The organism is Mucilaginibacter sp. SMC90, assembly GCF_022811725.1.
Lineage (GTDB): Bacteria > Bacteroidota > Bacteroidia > Sphingobacteriales > Sphingobacteriaceae > Mucilaginibacter.
This window is the reverse complement of sequence record NZ_CP094527.1, coordinates 4958579-4976102: the sequence shown is the minus strand read 5'-3', so window position 1 is coordinate 4976102 and position 17524 is coordinate 4958579. Positions and strand designations below refer to the sequence as shown.

Below are 17524 nucleotides of genomic sequence, written 5' to 3'. Positions count from 1 at the left end.
TTGGTGGCGATGTATGTAAGTTTATATCAAAATAACGACGGATTTCCTCCCAGCTTTATCTTTCCCAAATGTTTATAGGCAGCTTCGGTAACTTCGCGCCCGCGTGCGGTGCGCATTATAAAACCTTCCTGTATTAAAAACGGTTCGTAAACTTCTTCAATCGTTCCTTCATCTTCACCAACCGCCGTTGCAACAGTTTTTAAGCCCACGGGGCCGCCTTTAAATTTATCGATAATGGTAAGCAGGATCTTGTTATCCATTTCATCAAGACCGTGGCTGTCTACATTTAAAGCGTTAAGTGCATATTGAGCAATCTCAGTATCAATTTTGCCATTGCCTTTGATCTGGGCAAAATCGCGGGTACGGCGCAGCAAAGCATTGGCAATGCGGGGGGTACCACGGCTACGGCGGGCAATTTCGTAAGCACCTTCATCGGTAATAGGCGTTTTTAATATCGATGAAGAGCGTAATACAATGGTGGTAAGCAGCTTGGCATCGTAATATTCCAATCGCGAGTTGATACCGAACCTGGCCCTCAACGGTGCAGTAAGCAGGCCTGAGCGGGTAGTAGCACCTACTAATGTAAACGGATTAAGCGAAATTTGAACCGAGCGGGCATTTGGGCCGCTCTCCAGCATAATATCTATCTTAAAATCCTCCATGGCCGAGTACAGGTATTCTTCAACCAGCGGACTTAAGCGGTGGATCTCATCAATAAAAAGGATGTCGCCTGTTTCAAGGTTGGTAAGTAAGCCTGCCAAATCACCGGGTTTGTCTAAAACAGGGCCGGAAGTGATCTTGATGCCTACGCCCATTTCGTTGGCTATGATGTGCGATAGGGTGGTTTTACCCAAGCCCGGAGGGCCGTGCAGCAGCACATGGTCAAGCGCCTCGCCACGTTGCCGTGCGGCTTGTACAAAGATCCTTAAATTGGCTAATATTTTATGCTGACCGGTAAAGTCCTCAAACTGCTGGGGGCGCAATACTTTTTCAATATCACGTTCGGCAGGACTGAGACGTTCGCGTTCAGGATCAAGATGCTCATTCATTGCCAACGAAATTAGTAATTTTTTAGGCTAAAGTTGAAAGGTTAAAGGTAAAAGGTTTGTTTCTTTTAATAAGGTTAAAGGCAAAAGGATAAAGGTGAAAGGTTTACTTGTGTTTGATTAAGTAAAAAGGCGAAATGCTTCTACCTTTCGCCTTTTACCTTTATCCTTTCGCCTCAAAAAATCATCCCTCCGGGTATTTTCTGAAAATGCTGTTGATCTTCATCTGGATCACGCCTAAAAATGCTTCGCGGAAAATGCGGGTAGACATTTTAGAGCTGCCAGCCGTACGATCGGTAAATATAATGGGGACTTCTACCAGCTTAAAGCCATGTTTAAGGGTGGTGTATTTCATTTCTATCTGGAAGGCGTAACCAACAAACTTAATTTTATCCAGCCTCACGGTTTCAAGCACTTTACGCTTGTAGCACATAAAACCGGCCGTAGCATCCTGCACCTTCATGCCGGTTATAAAACGTACATAAACCGAAGCAAAGTAACTCATTAATACCCTGCTCATAGGCCAGTTTACTACGTTTACCCCCGTTACGTAACGCGAGCCTACGGCTGCGTCTGCTCCGTCAATGCAGGCTTGTCGTAGTTTTAACAGATCATCCGGATTGTGCGAAAAATCGGCATCCATCTCAAAAATATAGTCGTAATGGCGGGCTATGCACCACTTAAAACCATGTATATAGGCGGTACCTAACCCTTGCTTTCCTGCACGTTCCTCCATAAAAAGACTGCCATCGTATTCGGCCTGCAAGCTTTTTACTATCTGCGGCGTACCATCAGGTGATCCATCGTCAATAATCAGGACATGAAAATCGTGAGGCAACGAAAATACCTTGCGGATCATCCGCTCGATGTTTTCCTTCTCATTATAGGTTGGTATGATTACTATGCTATCGGGCACTGAATAGTATTTTGAAAATGAGCTAAATATTTAAGGTGCGAAAATAATCAATTTAAAGGGCATCAAACAAAAAAACAGGAAAGCTTGCGCGATCCTGTAATTTCGGGCTGATATCTTATAGGTTATTAGTGTCGGCAATAACCTCGTTTTCTACATAGGGATCTGTAATATAGTTTCTTTCTTTAAGGCGTGGCGAAACAATCAGGAATATGATGATGAACACAGCAATAAAAGCCACGAAAAACCATTCGTAATTGGCACCCTTAAGATTTTTGGCCCACCAGCCGCCGTCTTCAATGAGCCCGTTAACAAGAGCTGTGATCAGGTTTCCGAATGAAACCACCAGGAACCAAATGCCCGACATGGTGCTTTTCATTGATTTTGGAGAATGCGTATAAGCATATTCTAAACCGGTAATTGATACTAATACCTCTGCAGCTGATAATATTAAAAAGGCCAGCACTTGCCACCACATTGAAGGTGCGCCGCCATGATCAATGCTTACGTGTGTAAAACCGATAACTACAAAAGATAACGCCGTCAAAATCAAACCTACACCAAGTCTGCGCAAAGGTGTTGTCTTTAATCCGATCTTATCAAAAAACGGATAAATCACATAATTGAAAAGTGGTATGAATAACAAAAGGAAAATAGTATTAAATGTAGACATTGAACCAGGTTCTATCTGGAATGAAGTAAAACCAAGGTTAATGTTCCGGTCCATTTTTGCTGCATAAAGCGTCCATTCTGAAAGGCACTGGTCCCAAACGGCCCAAAATGCCAGGGCAAAAAAGAATACAGAAATTACACGGTATACAGCTTTAACGCCTTCTACACGTTCCGGATCATAGCTTTCTTTAGCAATATCAAGTAATGACTGGCCAGGTTTCTTTTTACTTAAATGGGTAAGCGCATACCAGGTAATAAACACCAGGTTATTGCGGTTTACACCTTGAGGAGGCACCTTTACATATTTTTTGCGGCCCATAAAAAATATCACGGTTGCTAAACCCATTAATATTCCGGGAATACCAAAAGCCCATTTAGGGCCAAAATATTTATAAACAATAGGGATAGCCACTGTTGACAGCATAGAGCCGGCATTGATGCTGAAATAAAACCAGCCGTAAACCTTTGAAAGCAGATCCTGGTTGCTGGCATCAAACTGGTCGCCTACGTTGGCCGAAACACATGATTTGATACCGCCAGCGCCTATAGCTACAACCAGCATACCTATCTCAAAACCATTGAGGCTTGTATCAAACATTGCCAGCAACAGGTGGCCAAAGCAATATACTATAGAAATATAAAGAATGAGTTTATACTTGCCGGTAAACCAGTCGGCCACCATTCCGCCTACAAATGGCAAAGCGTAGGCCACCATAACAAATAAATGATTTAGCTTATTAGCGTGGGCATCAGCCTGTTGGGCCAGCGCGGCACTACCTGTAGGGTTAAAGAATTGTTTCACCAAAAAAAGGGTAAGTATTGAACGCATGCCATAAAAGCTAAAACGTTCGGCAGCCTCATTCCCAATAATATAGGGGACACTTCTGGGGAATCTTGATTTTTTTGTGGTGGTTGCAGAGATTTCTTGCATTATCGTCAATAGTTTTTGCTAAAGTACTATATTTCTATTAATTCGAAATTTAATACCGAAAGTGTTACAAGTTATATAATAAATGTTTTGGTTTTTTGCTTAGTTCAGTGGTTTTATTCTTAGTGCCTTGAAGGTAAAAGAGCGCGGTCTTTTGCTGCCTGTTTTTTGGGGTCAACATATTCATTATCAGTGCCTGAACTGGTGGCATCGGCAATGTTGCGCATATCAAGGTCATCTACATAGGTCCAGCGGCCATCTTTTAATTGGTAGCCATCGTAACTCAGGTCGGGGCCATAAGTTTCAGGTTTATCTTTGCTCCGGCCGTCGGGAGCTGCAAGGTGGTCAAACACAATAATGTTTTTCTCCGGCACAAATCTTAATAGCATAGATACCTGCCGGGCGTATTCAAATATCACACGATTGCGGGTTTTTCCGTTACCATTAAATACCGGCATACCGAATTGTGGTATGCTATTGTTAAATGAAATTACATCAATTACCTTTTTTGTTGATTTTACCGTATTGCCTTTCCATCCTAATAGTACATAGTAAGGTTTGGGGCCGTAAACCGGTAATATCTTATAATATTGAGCGCCATACCATTTATGACTGTCGGTTACGGAATCTTCCGGATTTTTTAACAATGGTGAGTAATCCTCCAGCGGGTACATTTTGAGTGCACCTCCCGTATTTATTTGTACCGTACCGTAAAAGCGATAACTGCCATCAAGGTTTGTTACATGCCAGCTCAGAATGCGGAAGCGATTATCAGGCGAGTTGATAATGCTGATACTCTTAACCGAATCAAAGGGGAACAGGAACGAGTTGTTGATCTTTAGCGCCTGTACCAGTGTTTTAATAAACTGATAGTTGGCGTTTTTGCGCTCCATATCATTTTCATCATTTACAATCTTTTTGCCCAGATGGTTAAGGCTATCCTGGAACTCGTTGAGCTTTTTAAGTCGTGTACCTTCGTCATAATATTGCGCAAAAGTTTGAAGGCAAAGTAATATGGAAAAGATGGTCAGAAGAGCTTTTTTTGTCACTATTTTATTTAATTAGATGAGCGTATTGTTACATCGTGTCATCGCGCCTGCCGCTACAAATTTAAAACGGGTCATGCAGGCCTCGTCGAAGCATAGCGGGCTGGGTGTATGCCCACGTCCTTCGACAGGCTTAGGATGACACCTCTGCGCACAATATTAACGTAAATTTTCAATAACCATTGCACTGGCACCGCCACCGCCATTGCAAATGCCGGCCGCGCCGTATTTACCGTTGTTTTGCTTTAATACGTGCAGGAGCGTTACAATGATTCGTGCACCCGAGGCACCAAGGGGATGGCCCAGTGAAACAGCGCCGCCATTAACGTTCACTTTTTCCGGGTCGAGGTTTAAAAGCTGGTTGTTGGCTATTGATACTACAGAGAAAGCTTCATTGATCTCAAAAAAGTCGATATCTGAGTTTTGTAAGCCAGCCCTGTGCAGTGCAAGCGGAATAGCTTTTGATGGTGCTGTAGTAAACCATTCGGGAGCCTGCTGGGCATCGGCATAAGATACAACTTTGGCCAGCGGCCTTATGCCCAGCTCGTCAGCCTTTTGGCGGCTCATAAGCACTACTGCCGCAGCGCCATCATTTAAGGTTGATGCATTAGCTGCTGTAACTGTACCATCTTTTTTAAATACGGGTTTAAGCGAAGGGATCTTTTCAAACTTTACTGTTTGCGGCTCCTCGTCTTCGGCAAACATAGTGATATCGCCTTTTTTATCTTTGAGGCCAACAGGCGTTATTTCATCTTTAAATTTACCATCTGCCTGTGCCTTTTGGGCGCGTTGATATGATAATATAGCGTAGGCGTCCTGCTCTTCACGGCTGATATTGCAGTCGGTAGCGCAAAGTTCGGCTGCGGAGCCCATGTGATAATCGTTGTAAACATCCCATAGGCCATCTTTTACCAGGCCGTCAATAATTTGCCCGTTGCCTAAACGGTAGCCATTGCGGGCTTTATCAAGATAATAAGGCACATTGCTCATGCTTTCCATACCGCCGGCAACTACGATATCATTTTGCCCTATCGCTATGCTTTGGGCCGCCAGCATAATGGCCTTCATGCCCGATGCACAAACTTTATTAACGGTTGTGGCGGGCAGATAGGGGAGCCCAGCAAATATAGCCGCCTGGGTTGCCGGTGCCTGCCCAATATTGGCCGACATTACGTTGCCCATATAAACTTCCTGAACCTGGTCGGCCCGTAAACCTGCTTTTTCAACTGCCGATTTGATAACCGCCGCACCCAATTGCGTAGCGCTTATGGCGGCTAAGCTTCCTCCAAAACTACCTATAGGCGTGCGTGTGGCGGCTACTATTACTACTTCTTTCATGTGTCCCTCATTAAAATTGGTGGGCAAATTTAGTGATTTGAATGAAAGAAAATACTATGCATGCATAATAAATTAATTAAGGGGGATTAGAGGTTGGAGGTTAGAGATTAGTTGGTTTTGCGTAATCGAAGTTAGAATTAAACGAATTAAGAATTTATCGAATTTGCCTGTTGTCCTAACCTCTAACCTCCAATCACTGATCACTATCTTCCTTTTTCTTCTTAGCCCCCTTTTTACGCGCAAGCAGGGCCTGTTGCATGAGGTACTCGATCTGGCCGTTGGTGCTCCTGAATTCTTCGGCAGCCCAGCTCTCAATCTCTTTCAGCATATCGGGGTTAATGCGTAATACAAATGCTTTTTTTTCGGCCATATCAACTTGCGGCCGCTGCTTCGGCCTGTTTTAACAAAACTAAATTTATGCCCAGTAACGCCAATAATGGTAATTCTGGTACTTTTTTGATCATGTCCGGATCGATTTTTACAATAAAAGGTTGTTTTCGGCTCCATACCTTGGTTTCTACATTCAGGATATCGCCCAGATGCTCATTTACCCAGGTGCAGGTGCGTGAAAATATTTTTTTATTATAAAAAGTAGCCGTAAGCCCATTGTTTAAATGCAGTGTAACCTTACGGCTCCAAACCTCTGGAGTTATTAAGCCCATTTCCATACCGTCGGGCTGCTCAATAATAAGTTTTCGGCTTGTCCAATTTCTGCGTTTTATCATCCAGATAACGCCGGCAACTTCAATAGTGCATCTGCGTTTTAAAGCACCTGTGTAAGTAAGCTTTCCATAGCTGAACTGCCCGTCGGTAAGTTCATACCATGGCCGCCAAAAGCCATGCCTTAGTACGGGTAGCTCGGTTACACGCAATTGGTCAAAACTTCTGAACTGATCCATAATAAATATTAATGGTATAATGTACCTGTGTTAACAACTGGGTTAACGGCCTTGTCACCGCATAATACTACCAGCAGGTTGCTCACCATAGCTGCTTTCTTTTCCTCGTCAAGTTCTACTATGTTTTTTTCTGAGAGTTTGTTCAGCGCCATTTCAACCATGCCAACCGCGCCCTCAACAATAAGTTTACGCGCAGCTATAATGGCTGATGCCTGCTGTACCTGCAGCATGGAATGTGCAATTTCGGGTGCGTAGGCCAAATGCGAGATACGGGCTTCCAGTACTTCAATGCCGGCACGGTCAAGTCTTTCGTTCAGTTCTTTCTCCAACATGGTGCTTACCTGTTCGGCACCGCCGCGCAGGGTAATAGCTGCGGTTTCATCTTCCAGGTTATCATAAGGAAATGAGTTTGCCAAATGCCTTACTGCTGCTTCGCTCTGGATGTTTACGTATTGAATATAATTTTCAACCGCAAATACGGCAGCGGCAGTATCCTTGATCTGCCATACAATAACGGCCGCAATTTCAATAGGGTTACCAATGCTGTCGTTCACTTTTAATTGCTGCCCGTTAAGGTTAAATGCTTTTAATGATACTTTCTTCTTAACAGTGAAAGGGTTTACCCAGAAAAAACCGTCTGTTTTTACAGTTCCTACGTACTTACCGAAAAGGGTAAGCACTTTTGATTCGTTAGGATTAACGATGATGATACCCGGAAGTAAAAATATGATGCTGATTGGAGTTAATATGAAGCCAATAACCTCCAGGCCGTAGCCAAAGCAGAAAACAGCTACAATTATTAAAACAATGGCCAGAACAAACACGGCAAAGCCGGACGGCGGGTTGATAGTTTTTTCAGGATTCATGATTTAGTTTGATTTTAAAATGATATCATAAAGATATCAAATTTATTTTTACAAAAACAAGAAAAACTGCATATAACAGAAACTTATATTATTTTTGGCAGGTTAATCACTTAAATGGCAAAACTATCCACTTCGCGCCAAAAGGCTTTACTGCGCAAATACGCCCGTAATGTTAAGTTTTTGATGATGCTGATAAGTATCGTGCTTATTGTTTACTTTTTGCCTAAACAGGCAAAGTTTAGCTACGAGCACGAAAAGGGAAGGATCTGGAACCAGAAAGACCTGGTATCGCCCTATAATTTTGCCATATTAAAAACACCGCAGGAAATCATGGCCGATCAAAAATCGGCATTGGAAAGCATTATGCCAATTTATCAGCTTGATGCAGGCATGCAAAACCAACAGATTGAAGGTTTTAAAGCCGATCTGGAAATTAAATGGCACAATGCCGGTATTAACGATAAGCTGAAGCCAAAGTATATTGCTGCAGGTACCGATTTATTAACGGAAATTTATCAGACAGGGGTTTTTAAGCCTAACGCCAAATACCAGCAAAGTTCAGAGAATTATTCTATAAGGATCCTGGACAAAAATGTTGCTACTGATAAAAATACTAATGAACTGTTTACTAAAGAAAAAGCACAGGCTTACTGCGATAAGATATTAAGCAAGCATACTGATCTGGATAAAGCCTTCCTGCTTGATCTGATCAGTAACCGATTGCAAAATAACCTTGCTTATGATAATAATCTTACTTCAAGGCTTGAAAAGGAAGTGATAGACGGGCTTTCGGTGACGCGTGGCATGGTTCAAAAAGGGGAGGTGATAGTTTACAAAGGTTCGGTAGTTAATGATGATGTATTTCAAAAGCTGGAGTCGTTTAAAAAAGCTTTTGAGGATAATGCCCGTGTTAACGGTAACCGGAACCTGGTATTGCTGGGCCAGTTTTTCCTTGTGGCGATAGCCATATCATTGCTCATGATTTTTCTTTACCTTTTCCGTAAAGATATTTATGCCGATAACAGGCTGGTAAGTTTGATATTACTGGTAATTACTACAATGCTTGCAACCTTATCGCTGGCGATAAAATTGCAGTTCCCAACCAATTTGTATTATATTCCTTATTGTATAGTACCTATCATCATCCGCATATTGTTTGATACCCGTTTGGCGCTTAACATCCATTTGCTGGTAGTGCTGATAGCCGGCTTTTTTGTGCCCAACAGCTTTGAGTTTGCCTATTATGAGATCACGGCGGGCATGGTATCCATTTACAGTATAAAAAACCTGGTACGGCGCGAGCAATTCCTGATCTCGGCAGTGATCATCATCTTTACATACTTCGTTGCATTTTTGGGGATCACTTTTATCCGCGAGGGCGATTTCCTGAATATCGACTGGATGGACTTTTTACCGTTCGTGGTTAGCGTACTGCTTACACTGCTGGCTTATCCCCTCATTTACCTGTTTGAAAAAGTATTTGCCATCACATCCGAAATTACGCTCATCGAGCTCACCAATACCAATGCACCTTTGCTGCGCGAACTGGCCTTTAATGCTCCTGGTACCTTTCAGCACTCGTTACAGGTGGCTAACCTTGCCGAAAACGCGATTTATGCCGTTGGTGGCAATGCACTGCTGGTTAGGGCAGGGGCGCTTTATCATGACATTGGTAAAATGGAGAACCCGTTATTCTTTATTGAAAACCAAAGCTCAGGCTTTAACCCGCATGATAAGCTGCCTTATGAGGAAAGCGCCCAGATCATCATCCGTCATGTGAGCAGAGGGATTGAAATGGCACGCAAGGCTAATTTGCCCGAAGTTGTGATTGACTTCATCCGCACACACCATGGTAACACGCGAGTGGATTATTTTTACCAGTCGTCATTGAAGAATTTTCCCGAAAAATTCATTAACGAGAACATTTTTCGCTATCCCGGACCCATTCCTTTCACCAAAGAAGGAGCGGTTTTGATGCTTGCGGACTCGGTTGAGGCTGCTTCGCGCTCACTAAAGGAGCCCGATGAAGAATCGATCAGCGTACTGGTAGATCGCATTGTGAAATACAAGCTCGATCAAAATCAACTGAAAGACAGTAATATAACTTTAAAAGATATCGAAACCATTAAAGCTATTTTTAAGCGGATGCTGATGAGTATTTACCATGTGCGGATTGATTATTAGAAAATCATTTTTTTTTTTGACGGGATGCTTGAATTACTATATTTGCAGTCCCTGAAAAAGGGATAATAAATTAAAAGTAAAACGGAGAGGTGCCTGAGAGGCCGAAAGGATCAGTTTGCTAAACTGACGTACTGGAAACGGTACCGAGGGTTCGAATCCCTCCCTCTCCGCAAAAGCCCAAGCTAAGGGCTTTTTTTTATTTTTGGATTGCGGTTTTTATGAGGTTTTGATTTTCAGAACGTCAATAAAAAGCGAAATGGAGAGGTGCCTGAGAGGCCGAAAGGATCAGTTTGCTAAACTGACGTACTGGAAACGGTACCGAGGGTTCGAATCCCTCCTTCTCCGCCAAGAAGATAAACAGATCCTGCGCCAGCAGGATTTTTTGTTTAACGTTCAGTTTATAAGGAGAGGTGTCAGAGTGATCGAATGTGCCTGATTCGAAATCAGGTGTACTGTAACAGGTACCGGGGGTTTGAATCCCTCCCTCTCCGCAGATTTTAATAATAAATTTTCAAACCCCTGCAATCATTGATTGTGGGGGTTTGTTTTTATGTCAAATGCTTAATACGTCACTAACTTACAAGCACCCTTTTAAGGCGAATACGTTGATAGCGGTTAACCCTGATGAAAAGCAAGTACCAGGCGTGGCATGTTGTGGCATTTGGTAACCCACAACTTTACACGCTGTTAGCGCATAAAGTTGATCCGTGCACCGCCGGCATGTGCGTTAAACTCCGGCGCATACATGCATTGGACACTTGTTATACCTGTAGAGAAACTGCCCGGTTGTACCACCCTAAGCTCGTATTGAAATACATAGTTACCTTTGTTAAGTGTACTGATGAAGAAGTTAGTACCGGTGTCTTTCGTTACCTGGTAGTAAACCAGCCCATCCTGGTATTTGTAAGCAGATAGTACATCGGCCGGCTCGGTACCAGCGGGGCGCATATCCTTTAATTGCACATACTCGAAGTTTAAATCAGCTTTCATGTTGATGACCACCTTAAGTTTATCGCCGGTTCGCGGATTATTGCTTGCACTAACTGGTGTTAAAACCACACCGCCTGCAGTTTGTCGTTCAATAAAATACTTTCTTTCTAAATGGATATTGGTTTGCGACTGCGTTATTTTATCAAGATTTTCAAGGTATTGCCAATGCAGGGCACCCCAGCTGATGGCATTGCCGGTGTTTTTTAACTCAACTTTTCCCATTGCCGGTTTTACCTGTTCATCCATCCAGGTAGTTTTGATATAACCTGTTCCTGTATCAGCTTTAACAGCAGGTTTTAGCTGTTCCAGTGGTTCGCCATTTAGTTTTATGGATGTATGGGCATCGGTGAGCAGGTTATTGCCGCCTTTCATCAATAAGGCATAACAAGCTGCGGCTGTAGCCTTGGTTGTTTGCCAGTTATTGGTTTGTTTATGGCGCAGCAGCCATATTTTCATTTCGTCTAACTGTTTATCATTGCCACCGGTTTCGGTAAAAAGCTCAATAAGTAAGCTTTGTGTTTCAATTGGCGATTGATACCAATAATAGCCCGGTTTATTTTGAGCCCAGTACATGCCCGTTTCAGCTGAATATCCGGCAATTTCCTTTAACGATTTAATGATAGCCGCCGCAACCTTTGGCCTGTTATTGCGGAGCATGGTCAAAGCTATCATCCCTTTTTCGAACACTGTTTTTTGCACCCATTGTTTTGCCGCCCTGTCAAGATAATTGTTTAAAAGATCTCTGGAAGCCGGGGGAATTGTACGGGCGGTAAAATAGCTTTGTGCATAATAACTATGGATTTCTAACTGATCAAGTGTACGGGTATTAAAATCATGTTGGTGTTGAGATGCAGATAACAGTTGTTTATCCAGGTAAGCCATAGCTTTATCCGCAATGTTTTTAAATTCCATGTCAGCGAGGTTTACCATATGCAGCTGATATAACTGCCCCATACCCGCCAGTATGTTCTGGGTAATGTACCTGTCGGCAAATGTACCGCCAAACCATGGGAACCCGCCGTCGGGCAGTTGCTTGTCTCTGAGTTTGTTCAGGTTGGTTTGCAGTTCGTAACTCATCTTGTTTAAGTCGAAAAGCAATGCCATGCGTTTCTTTTGTTCTGATTCATTCTGCGCGTCCCTTAGCCACGGCGTTTCTTCTAACAAGGTAGCTTTCAGTTCCTGGTTTTTTTCGAGGTTTGATAATAATTCAGAACTGTTATTACTGCTCCAGCTGCTAAATACCTGTTTTATGGCCGGCAGCTTATTAACCATATCGGTTGAAAAGCTGTTAGCATAATATCGGTTAAACACTTGCTCAGAACATTCATACGGTGCTTCCATAAGGTATGGTAATGCCTGTACTGCGTACCATGCAGGGTTTTGAGTATATTCAAGTGTAAGGGTTTTACTTTTTAGGGTAGAACTGGTTTTGCTGACGAGTTTTGTAAAGGTATATGACTTTGTTTGGCCGCCACGTACCATCATTGGCATCGATTCGGTTACCAGCATACGGTTTGGCAATACCGGGATGGTATTTTCTTCCCCGTCGCTGAATTGGCCCGACGTTGCAGTAAGCCGGTAGGTGAGGGCTTCGGTGCCGGCCGGGATAATGAGTTTAAATGTCGCCGCTTTATTGGTACCTGCAGACAGGTCAAATGCCTGTTTGGAATCGCTGATATTTGCAAACCAGCTCACTGGCTGCATGTTAAGTGCGTTAAATAGTTTCAGCTCAACTACTCCCTTTAGTGGCGAAGCAGTTAAATTGGCCAGTGTAGCCGAAATAACTATCGTATCTCCTTCCCGTAAAAAGCGGGGTGCACGGGCTATGATGCTTAACTTTTTTTGGGTTACTATCTGGCGCTCTATATATCCTGTTTTAAGATCTTTGGTATGGGCAAAAGCTTTAAAGTGCCAGGTAGTCAGCTCTTCGGGTAAGGTGAAATCAAGCAGGATGTTTCCAGTTTCGTCGGTATGTAATTGAGGGTAGAAAAAAGCTGTTTCAGCAAAGTTTTTACGGATGATAATGGGCACCAGGCTTGCCTGGTCGCCATAATCATTAACCACCTGCCTCATGACTGTTTGCGGCGGATTTTGGTATGGAGTCCCTGTATGCCCCTTGCCATCTAACCGTGTTGTTGATGAACCGATCATGATTTTACTGTTGCCAACAGGTTCACTGATTACCATATTAGGGTCTCCTTTGTAATTCAATTGTCCCGGATCTGCAATTGGGATCCCCCATGCGTCAGTAGTTTCAACGGAGGCAAAGATCTGATTGGCATCGGCGTATACTGTTGACATCAGGAGCCGTTCATAATTCCGTTCAATTGGCGAAAAATAGAAATTAACGTGTTTGAAAGGTTGTGTTGATGATTGGTATTGGGGTATGTTCGTCCACGTATTAGCGTAAGTCATAAATGAACGATGGTTAATTAAATAATTTAGCAAAACATAATTTATTGTGCCGGGTTGGGCGCCATTAATAGGGTCAAGCGACGCATCATATAGGCCCGCAACCATTTCTGCCTGTTGTTTGTCTGTGCCTGATACCTGAAGCTTCCACTCTTCTTTTTCGCCGGGTTGCAGTTTATCCCGGAATGTAAGGAATTTAATGGTCAGCTGTTTAGAAAGGGCGGGCCTGCCAATCATTTCACGCGCGGTATACATCTTATTTTCAAAGAGGCTTAAAAATTGGATCTCCTGATCATTATCACCTGTATCTACCGGGATGCTTACCAGTTGCTGGTCTTTACCTTTTAAATGCAGCCATTTTGATAATACCAATTTTCCATTACTGTACTTTTCCATCAGTACGTGACTTGTTGCACCTAAGCCTACCATGAAATTGGCAGTGTTATTACTGGTATATTGCTTACCCGCTGGCGCAACCCAAAAGGAGGCTCCCTGAGGCCGTGCAGGTTTATTAAATAAGTTGATAAAATAGGTGTGAGAAGCGGTATCGCCCTGCTCATTTTGAGCGTTTATCACCACTTTGTACGATCCTGTTGGTTGATTTTTTAGCTGGCTGAGATCAAATATCACCGGCGATTTACCATCAGTGTGTTGGCTGAACGAGCCCACCTCATATTGTACAGGCCATGTTTCGCGGTTATCCTCATCAGCATAAGCGTATTGCGGAAAATTATTCCGGTAATCTTCCCGGCTCATCAAATAGGTGTCAGGTTTGTTCCATAACCTGTTTTTAAATATGCGGCCCGGATTTTTGATCGCATAGATGTTTATTTTTATTTGCCCGCTTTGCTTAATTGCGTTAAGGTTTTGAACACTGGCCGTTATTTCAGAACTATCACCGGTAGCTATCCTTTCCGGAACGTTTGCAAAAACCTCTATGTTTTTTGAAGTAACGATGAGGCTGGTATTTGCTGACTGGGTTTCGCCGCTCCCGGCGGTAACATCGGCGTTTAAGCTGTAATGATAGGATAGATTTTTGTCGTCGGGGGCATTTACTGAGGCTTTAAATTTGATTTCAAATTCTCCAAGGCTATCGGTTTGCACAGTGTCTGTAACTACATTTCCGGTAATAAGCGCCGAGCGGTACCTGCGGTAATCAAATTTGCGATAATCTGTTACCTGTGTAAACATGCTAATACGAAAAGCCACCCTGGCCTGTGATAATCCATAGCCTGAATATGCCTTGACCGTTCCTTTTATAGTTACTGAATCATTGGGCTTGTAGCTGTTTTTTACCGGCAAAAATTTCACTATGAATCCGGGGCGTTTATACTCTTCAACTCTGAGCCGTTTATTGCCGAATGGAGTGGTGATCATTATCCACCCGTTTGAAATGTTTTGCGGTATAACGAAGCTTCCTGCAAAAGAACCAAAATCATTAGTACTAACCTGGGCCCCGGCTAACGCTTTGTTATTATTATCCTTAATAACGTAGTTCACTTTTTCGCCGCGCAGTGATGAGTTTTTTGCTCCCGCAATACGTATAAACAAACCTTTAAAGTAAATTGCCTGACCCGGCCGGTATATCTCCCTGTCAGTGAAAAAAATAATATGGCGGTTAGCGTTTGTGTCGGGTATATTTGAGTTTCCCCGAAACATCCTGGGGCTGTATAAGGTATCCGTGGCCGTGGTAAGCTTAATGGCGTACTGGTTCATCCCGCCTAAATCAAAATAGCAGTTGCCGTTTGCATCGCTGATTTGCACGTTAGCCTCATTAGTTGTTACCTGTACACCTGGCAGCGGTACGCCTGTTTCCCGGTTTAAAACGCTGAACTGTGTACGCCCATCTGGCAAACGCTTGCTTACTGACGTTAAAGCACTCACCTTAAATGTAGTTAGCTGGCGTGTTTCATCGCTGCCCGTTGCGGGATCCTCTATAACAAGTACATAAACGCCTTTATTAAGTGCATCAATCTTAAACTCGGTGATATGAGGCCGGTAGTCGTCAGCAGCCGGCAGTTGGAGTGTTTCAGTTTTTAAAGGCCTAAGCTTTTTCAAATAATCAAATACTTCAGGGATAGGCTGTAGGGTATAATTAAAAGCAGGGTGCCGCTCATCATGCATAGCGGCCATTTGGTTGTATTGTGTCGCCCAAATTTTATAAAGCTTTATTTTTACAGTTTTGATATTCCGGTAATTGAGCGATGCAAGAAGGGGCCTGCCCGGTATATTGACATCCTCAATGAAGGCTGTCACGGTTGTTTGTGTAATTTGCCTAATGTAATTTGCCGCATTTTTCCCTCCTGTACTTTCCGGGTGCGCAGCAACTGCCTGCCTGTAGTACTGCAGGGCTGTTGCCAGGTTTTCCATTTCTGAATAATACTTACCCAGTAAAACAAGCGCATCCGCACTTATCGGACTTGATGAAAACCCGGTAACGAAATTACGTAGCGCGTTAACGTACAGCGTGTCATTATCAACACGTGAAGAATGGGTATTTACAAATTCAATCCGTTTCAAATCAATATCAGCTAACGCATCCGTATTTTGTTTTTGCAGGTGGAAAAGCGTTGCTTGCTGCAAATACGTCATCCCTTTATAATAAACTGAAGAGGTATCGGTTGTTGCAATTCGTAAATTGGTAAATGACTTACTATCGCTAAAATAAAGCGGATCATTTAGCGTAAATAATAGCCTGGGTTGAGTTATCGTAGCTTCGTTTGAGAGAAAAAAATCAAGCGCCCGATGTAGCAATAAGTCGTATAAGGTTGGTCTTAAATACCTTGTTGATGTATCTCCTTTTAAGGCATCCCCCAATATATTTACCGGTGTGCTTTGCTCTTTTACGGCATCAGCCAACGAAAGCTCATATAAATTGCTACATTGATTGAATATGGTTTGGGTGTCCCAGTTTCTGATATCTTTATCCGGATGCTGCTGCTTGATACGCTGACTGATGCGGTAACGGTTTTGCTGATAATACACCCAATATAACTGGGCCAGTAAAGATTGCAGAATGGGTTTTACCGGGTAATCAGCTTTTCTGATCCGGATCTGGAAAGCCTCGATGTTGGTTGCCTGGTCATCTGCATCGAGCGTTGATTGCAAGCTGACACGAGAAAAGGCCGCCTGTATTTGCCCAGGTAAATAGGCATTTTTCCGTGCAGCGGAATCAAGACGTTCGGTAAGTATGAGAGCGGATTTGGGCAGGCCAATGTTTGTTAACGAATCAATCTGCGAAACAAGGGTACTGTAATTAGTTTGGGCGCTTAGTGAGGTAAAACAAAAGAGGAAGACTGCCAGCGGCAGATATTTTAGCAATTTGGAAAATGACAACAGCATCGTCAAGGTTTAAAGTTGCATAAATAACTTGCATTTGCGGCGTTTAGTGTGTTAAGGTTGTAACTATTTTGTGGTTGAAGGCCCATATGCAAATTATGCCGGGATGATTAACCCCGGAGGGATAACAGGCAATTTGGGTACTCGGTTATAAGATTTTATTTTTCATTCACAGTTTTATAGCATCAACTTTTTGATAATCAAGATGAAGTTGCTTCCGGATGCTCAATTGGAACTTAATACTAAAAGACCCGCTTGATTTGGGTTTAGACCGAACGGCTTCAGGCTGTAAGATGATAAGTATTGTGTTGTCAACCACCTCAGGAAAGTATAAAGGCCTAAACACCAAAAGTGCAGACTCAAAACAAGTCTGCACTTCTAAATATTAAAAAACGTTAAACTTTTGCCTTTTCACCAAAATGTACAAAGAGGTAAAGGGATCCGCCTAAAGCGGTAATATCCTTGTAAAGGAATGAACCCAGATCGGATAATCGTGGAAAGCCATTGACGATGTGCACTACTCCAGGGGTTGATAAAACAAAAGTACTGGTTACAAAAAATATGATTATTGATATTGCGGCACCTATCAGCCCCAGGCTGGGTTTGAATATTCCGGCGAGAATCAATAAGGCAGCAATAATTTCGGTGATGCCGATAAGCGAAGAACCGGTGCGTACACCAAAAATACTGTAATCCCAACTAACTAATGGGCTGTTAGTAACCAAAGGTGCAATTCCGTTAGCTTCTACAGCTTCAAACTTAAATGAACCGATCCAAAGCAAAATAGTTACTATTCCGAATGTGGTTATAATAAACGGCAAGTTCCATACCGCGATTTTTTTTGATAGTGTTAACATGACTTTTAAATTTTATGTGTTAAAAAATTGATGA

General features: G+C 42.9%; 11 protein-coding genes and 3 tRNA genes. 4 read left to right on the top strand and 10 right to left on the bottom strand.

Annotated elements, in window-relative coordinates; all coding sequences use genetic code 11:
* Positions 1 to 26: 26 nt before the first annotated feature.
* The 8 genes from ruvB to MTO98_RS20795 form a co-directional block, all read right to left on the bottom strand.
* Entirely contained in the window at positions 27 to 1049 is a 1023-nt protein-coding gene (ruvB, locus tag MTO98_RS20830; protein ID WP_243480913.1) for a Holliday junction branch migration DNA helicase RuvB, read from the bottom strand.
* A 181-nt stretch (positions 1050 to 1230) separates the two neighbouring features.
* The gene (locus MTO98_RS20825) at positions 1231 to 1962 is read right to left on the bottom strand and encodes a polyprenol monophosphomannose synthase (RefSeq protein ID WP_243480912.1); all 732 of its coding nucleotides are present in this window, start codon (positions 1960 to 1962) and stop codon (positions 1231 to 1233) included.
* A gap of 115 nt (positions 1963 to 2077) precedes the next feature.
* Positions 2078 to 3553, bottom strand: a complete 1476-nt coding sequence (locus MTO98_RS20820; protein ID WP_371825432.1) for a POT family MFS transporter — start codon at positions 3551 to 3553, stop codon at positions 2078 to 2080.
* A gap of 128 nt (positions 3554 to 3681) precedes the next feature.
* Entirely contained in the window at positions 3682 to 4608 is a 927-nt protein-coding gene (locus tag MTO98_RS20815; RefSeq protein ID WP_243480910.1) for a hypothetical protein, read from the bottom strand.
* 156 nt (positions 4609 to 4764) lie between these two features.
* Positions 4765 to 5943 (bottom strand): acetyl-CoA C-acyltransferase, encoded by a 1179-nt coding sequence (locus MTO98_RS20810; RefSeq protein WP_243480909.1) that lies wholly within the window; start codon positions 5941 to 5943, stop codon positions 4765 to 4767.
* A 193-nt stretch (positions 5944 to 6136) separates the two neighbouring features.
* Complete coding sequence (locus MTO98_RS20805) at positions 6137 to 6313, bottom strand: Arc family DNA binding domain-containing protein (protein ID WP_243480908.1); 177 nt, start codon at positions 6311 to 6313, stop codon at positions 6137 to 6139.
* Between the two features lies 1 nt (position 6314).
* Positions 6315 to 6842, bottom strand: coding sequence for a hypothetical protein (locus MTO98_RS20800; RefSeq protein ID WP_243480907.1), 528 nt, complete (start codon positions 6840 to 6842; stop codon positions 6315 to 6317).
* Between the two features lie 8 nt (positions 6843 to 6850).
* Positions 6851 to 7708, bottom strand: coding sequence for an SPFH domain-containing protein (locus MTO98_RS20795; protein ID WP_243480906.1), 858 nt, complete (start codon positions 7706 to 7708; stop codon positions 6851 to 6853).
* A gap of 114 nt (positions 7709 to 7822) precedes the next feature.
* Between MTO98_RS20795 and MTO98_RS20790 the strand changes: the two genes are divergently transcribed.
* The 4 genes from MTO98_RS20790 to MTO98_RS20775 all read left to right on the top strand — a co-directional run bounded on the left by MTO98_RS20790 (position 7823) and on the right by MTO98_RS20775 (position 10383).
* Positions 7823 to 9892 (top strand): HD family phosphohydrolase, encoded by a 2070-nt coding sequence (locus tag MTO98_RS20790; RefSeq protein WP_243480905.1) that lies wholly within the window; start codon positions 7823 to 7825, stop codon positions 9890 to 9892.
* An 83-nt stretch (positions 9893 to 9975) separates the two neighbouring features.
* Positions 9976 to 10062: transfer RNA gene (locus MTO98_RS20785), tRNA-Ser, on the top strand.
* A gap of 88 nt (positions 10063 to 10150) precedes the next feature.
* Positions 10151 to 10240: transfer RNA gene (locus MTO98_RS20780), tRNA-Ser, on the top strand.
* 56 nt (positions 10241 to 10296) lie between these two features.
* Positions 10297 to 10383 (top strand) — tRNA-Ser (locus MTO98_RS20775).
* Positions 10384 to 10579: 196 nt separating this feature from the next.
* Here MTO98_RS20775 and MTO98_RS20770 read toward each other — a convergent pair.
* The gene (locus MTO98_RS20770; RefSeq protein ID WP_243480904.1) at positions 10580 to 16636 is read right to left on the bottom strand and encodes an alpha-2-macroglobulin family protein; all 6057 of its coding nucleotides are present in this window, start codon (positions 16634 to 16636) and stop codon (positions 10580 to 10582) included.
* 392 nt (positions 16637 to 17028) lie between these two features.
* Positions 17029 to 17490 (bottom strand): DUF417 family protein, encoded by a 462-nt coding sequence (locus MTO98_RS20765; protein WP_243480903.1) that lies wholly within the window; start codon positions 17488 to 17490, stop codon positions 17029 to 17031.
* Positions 17491 to 17524 lie beyond the last annotated feature (34 nt).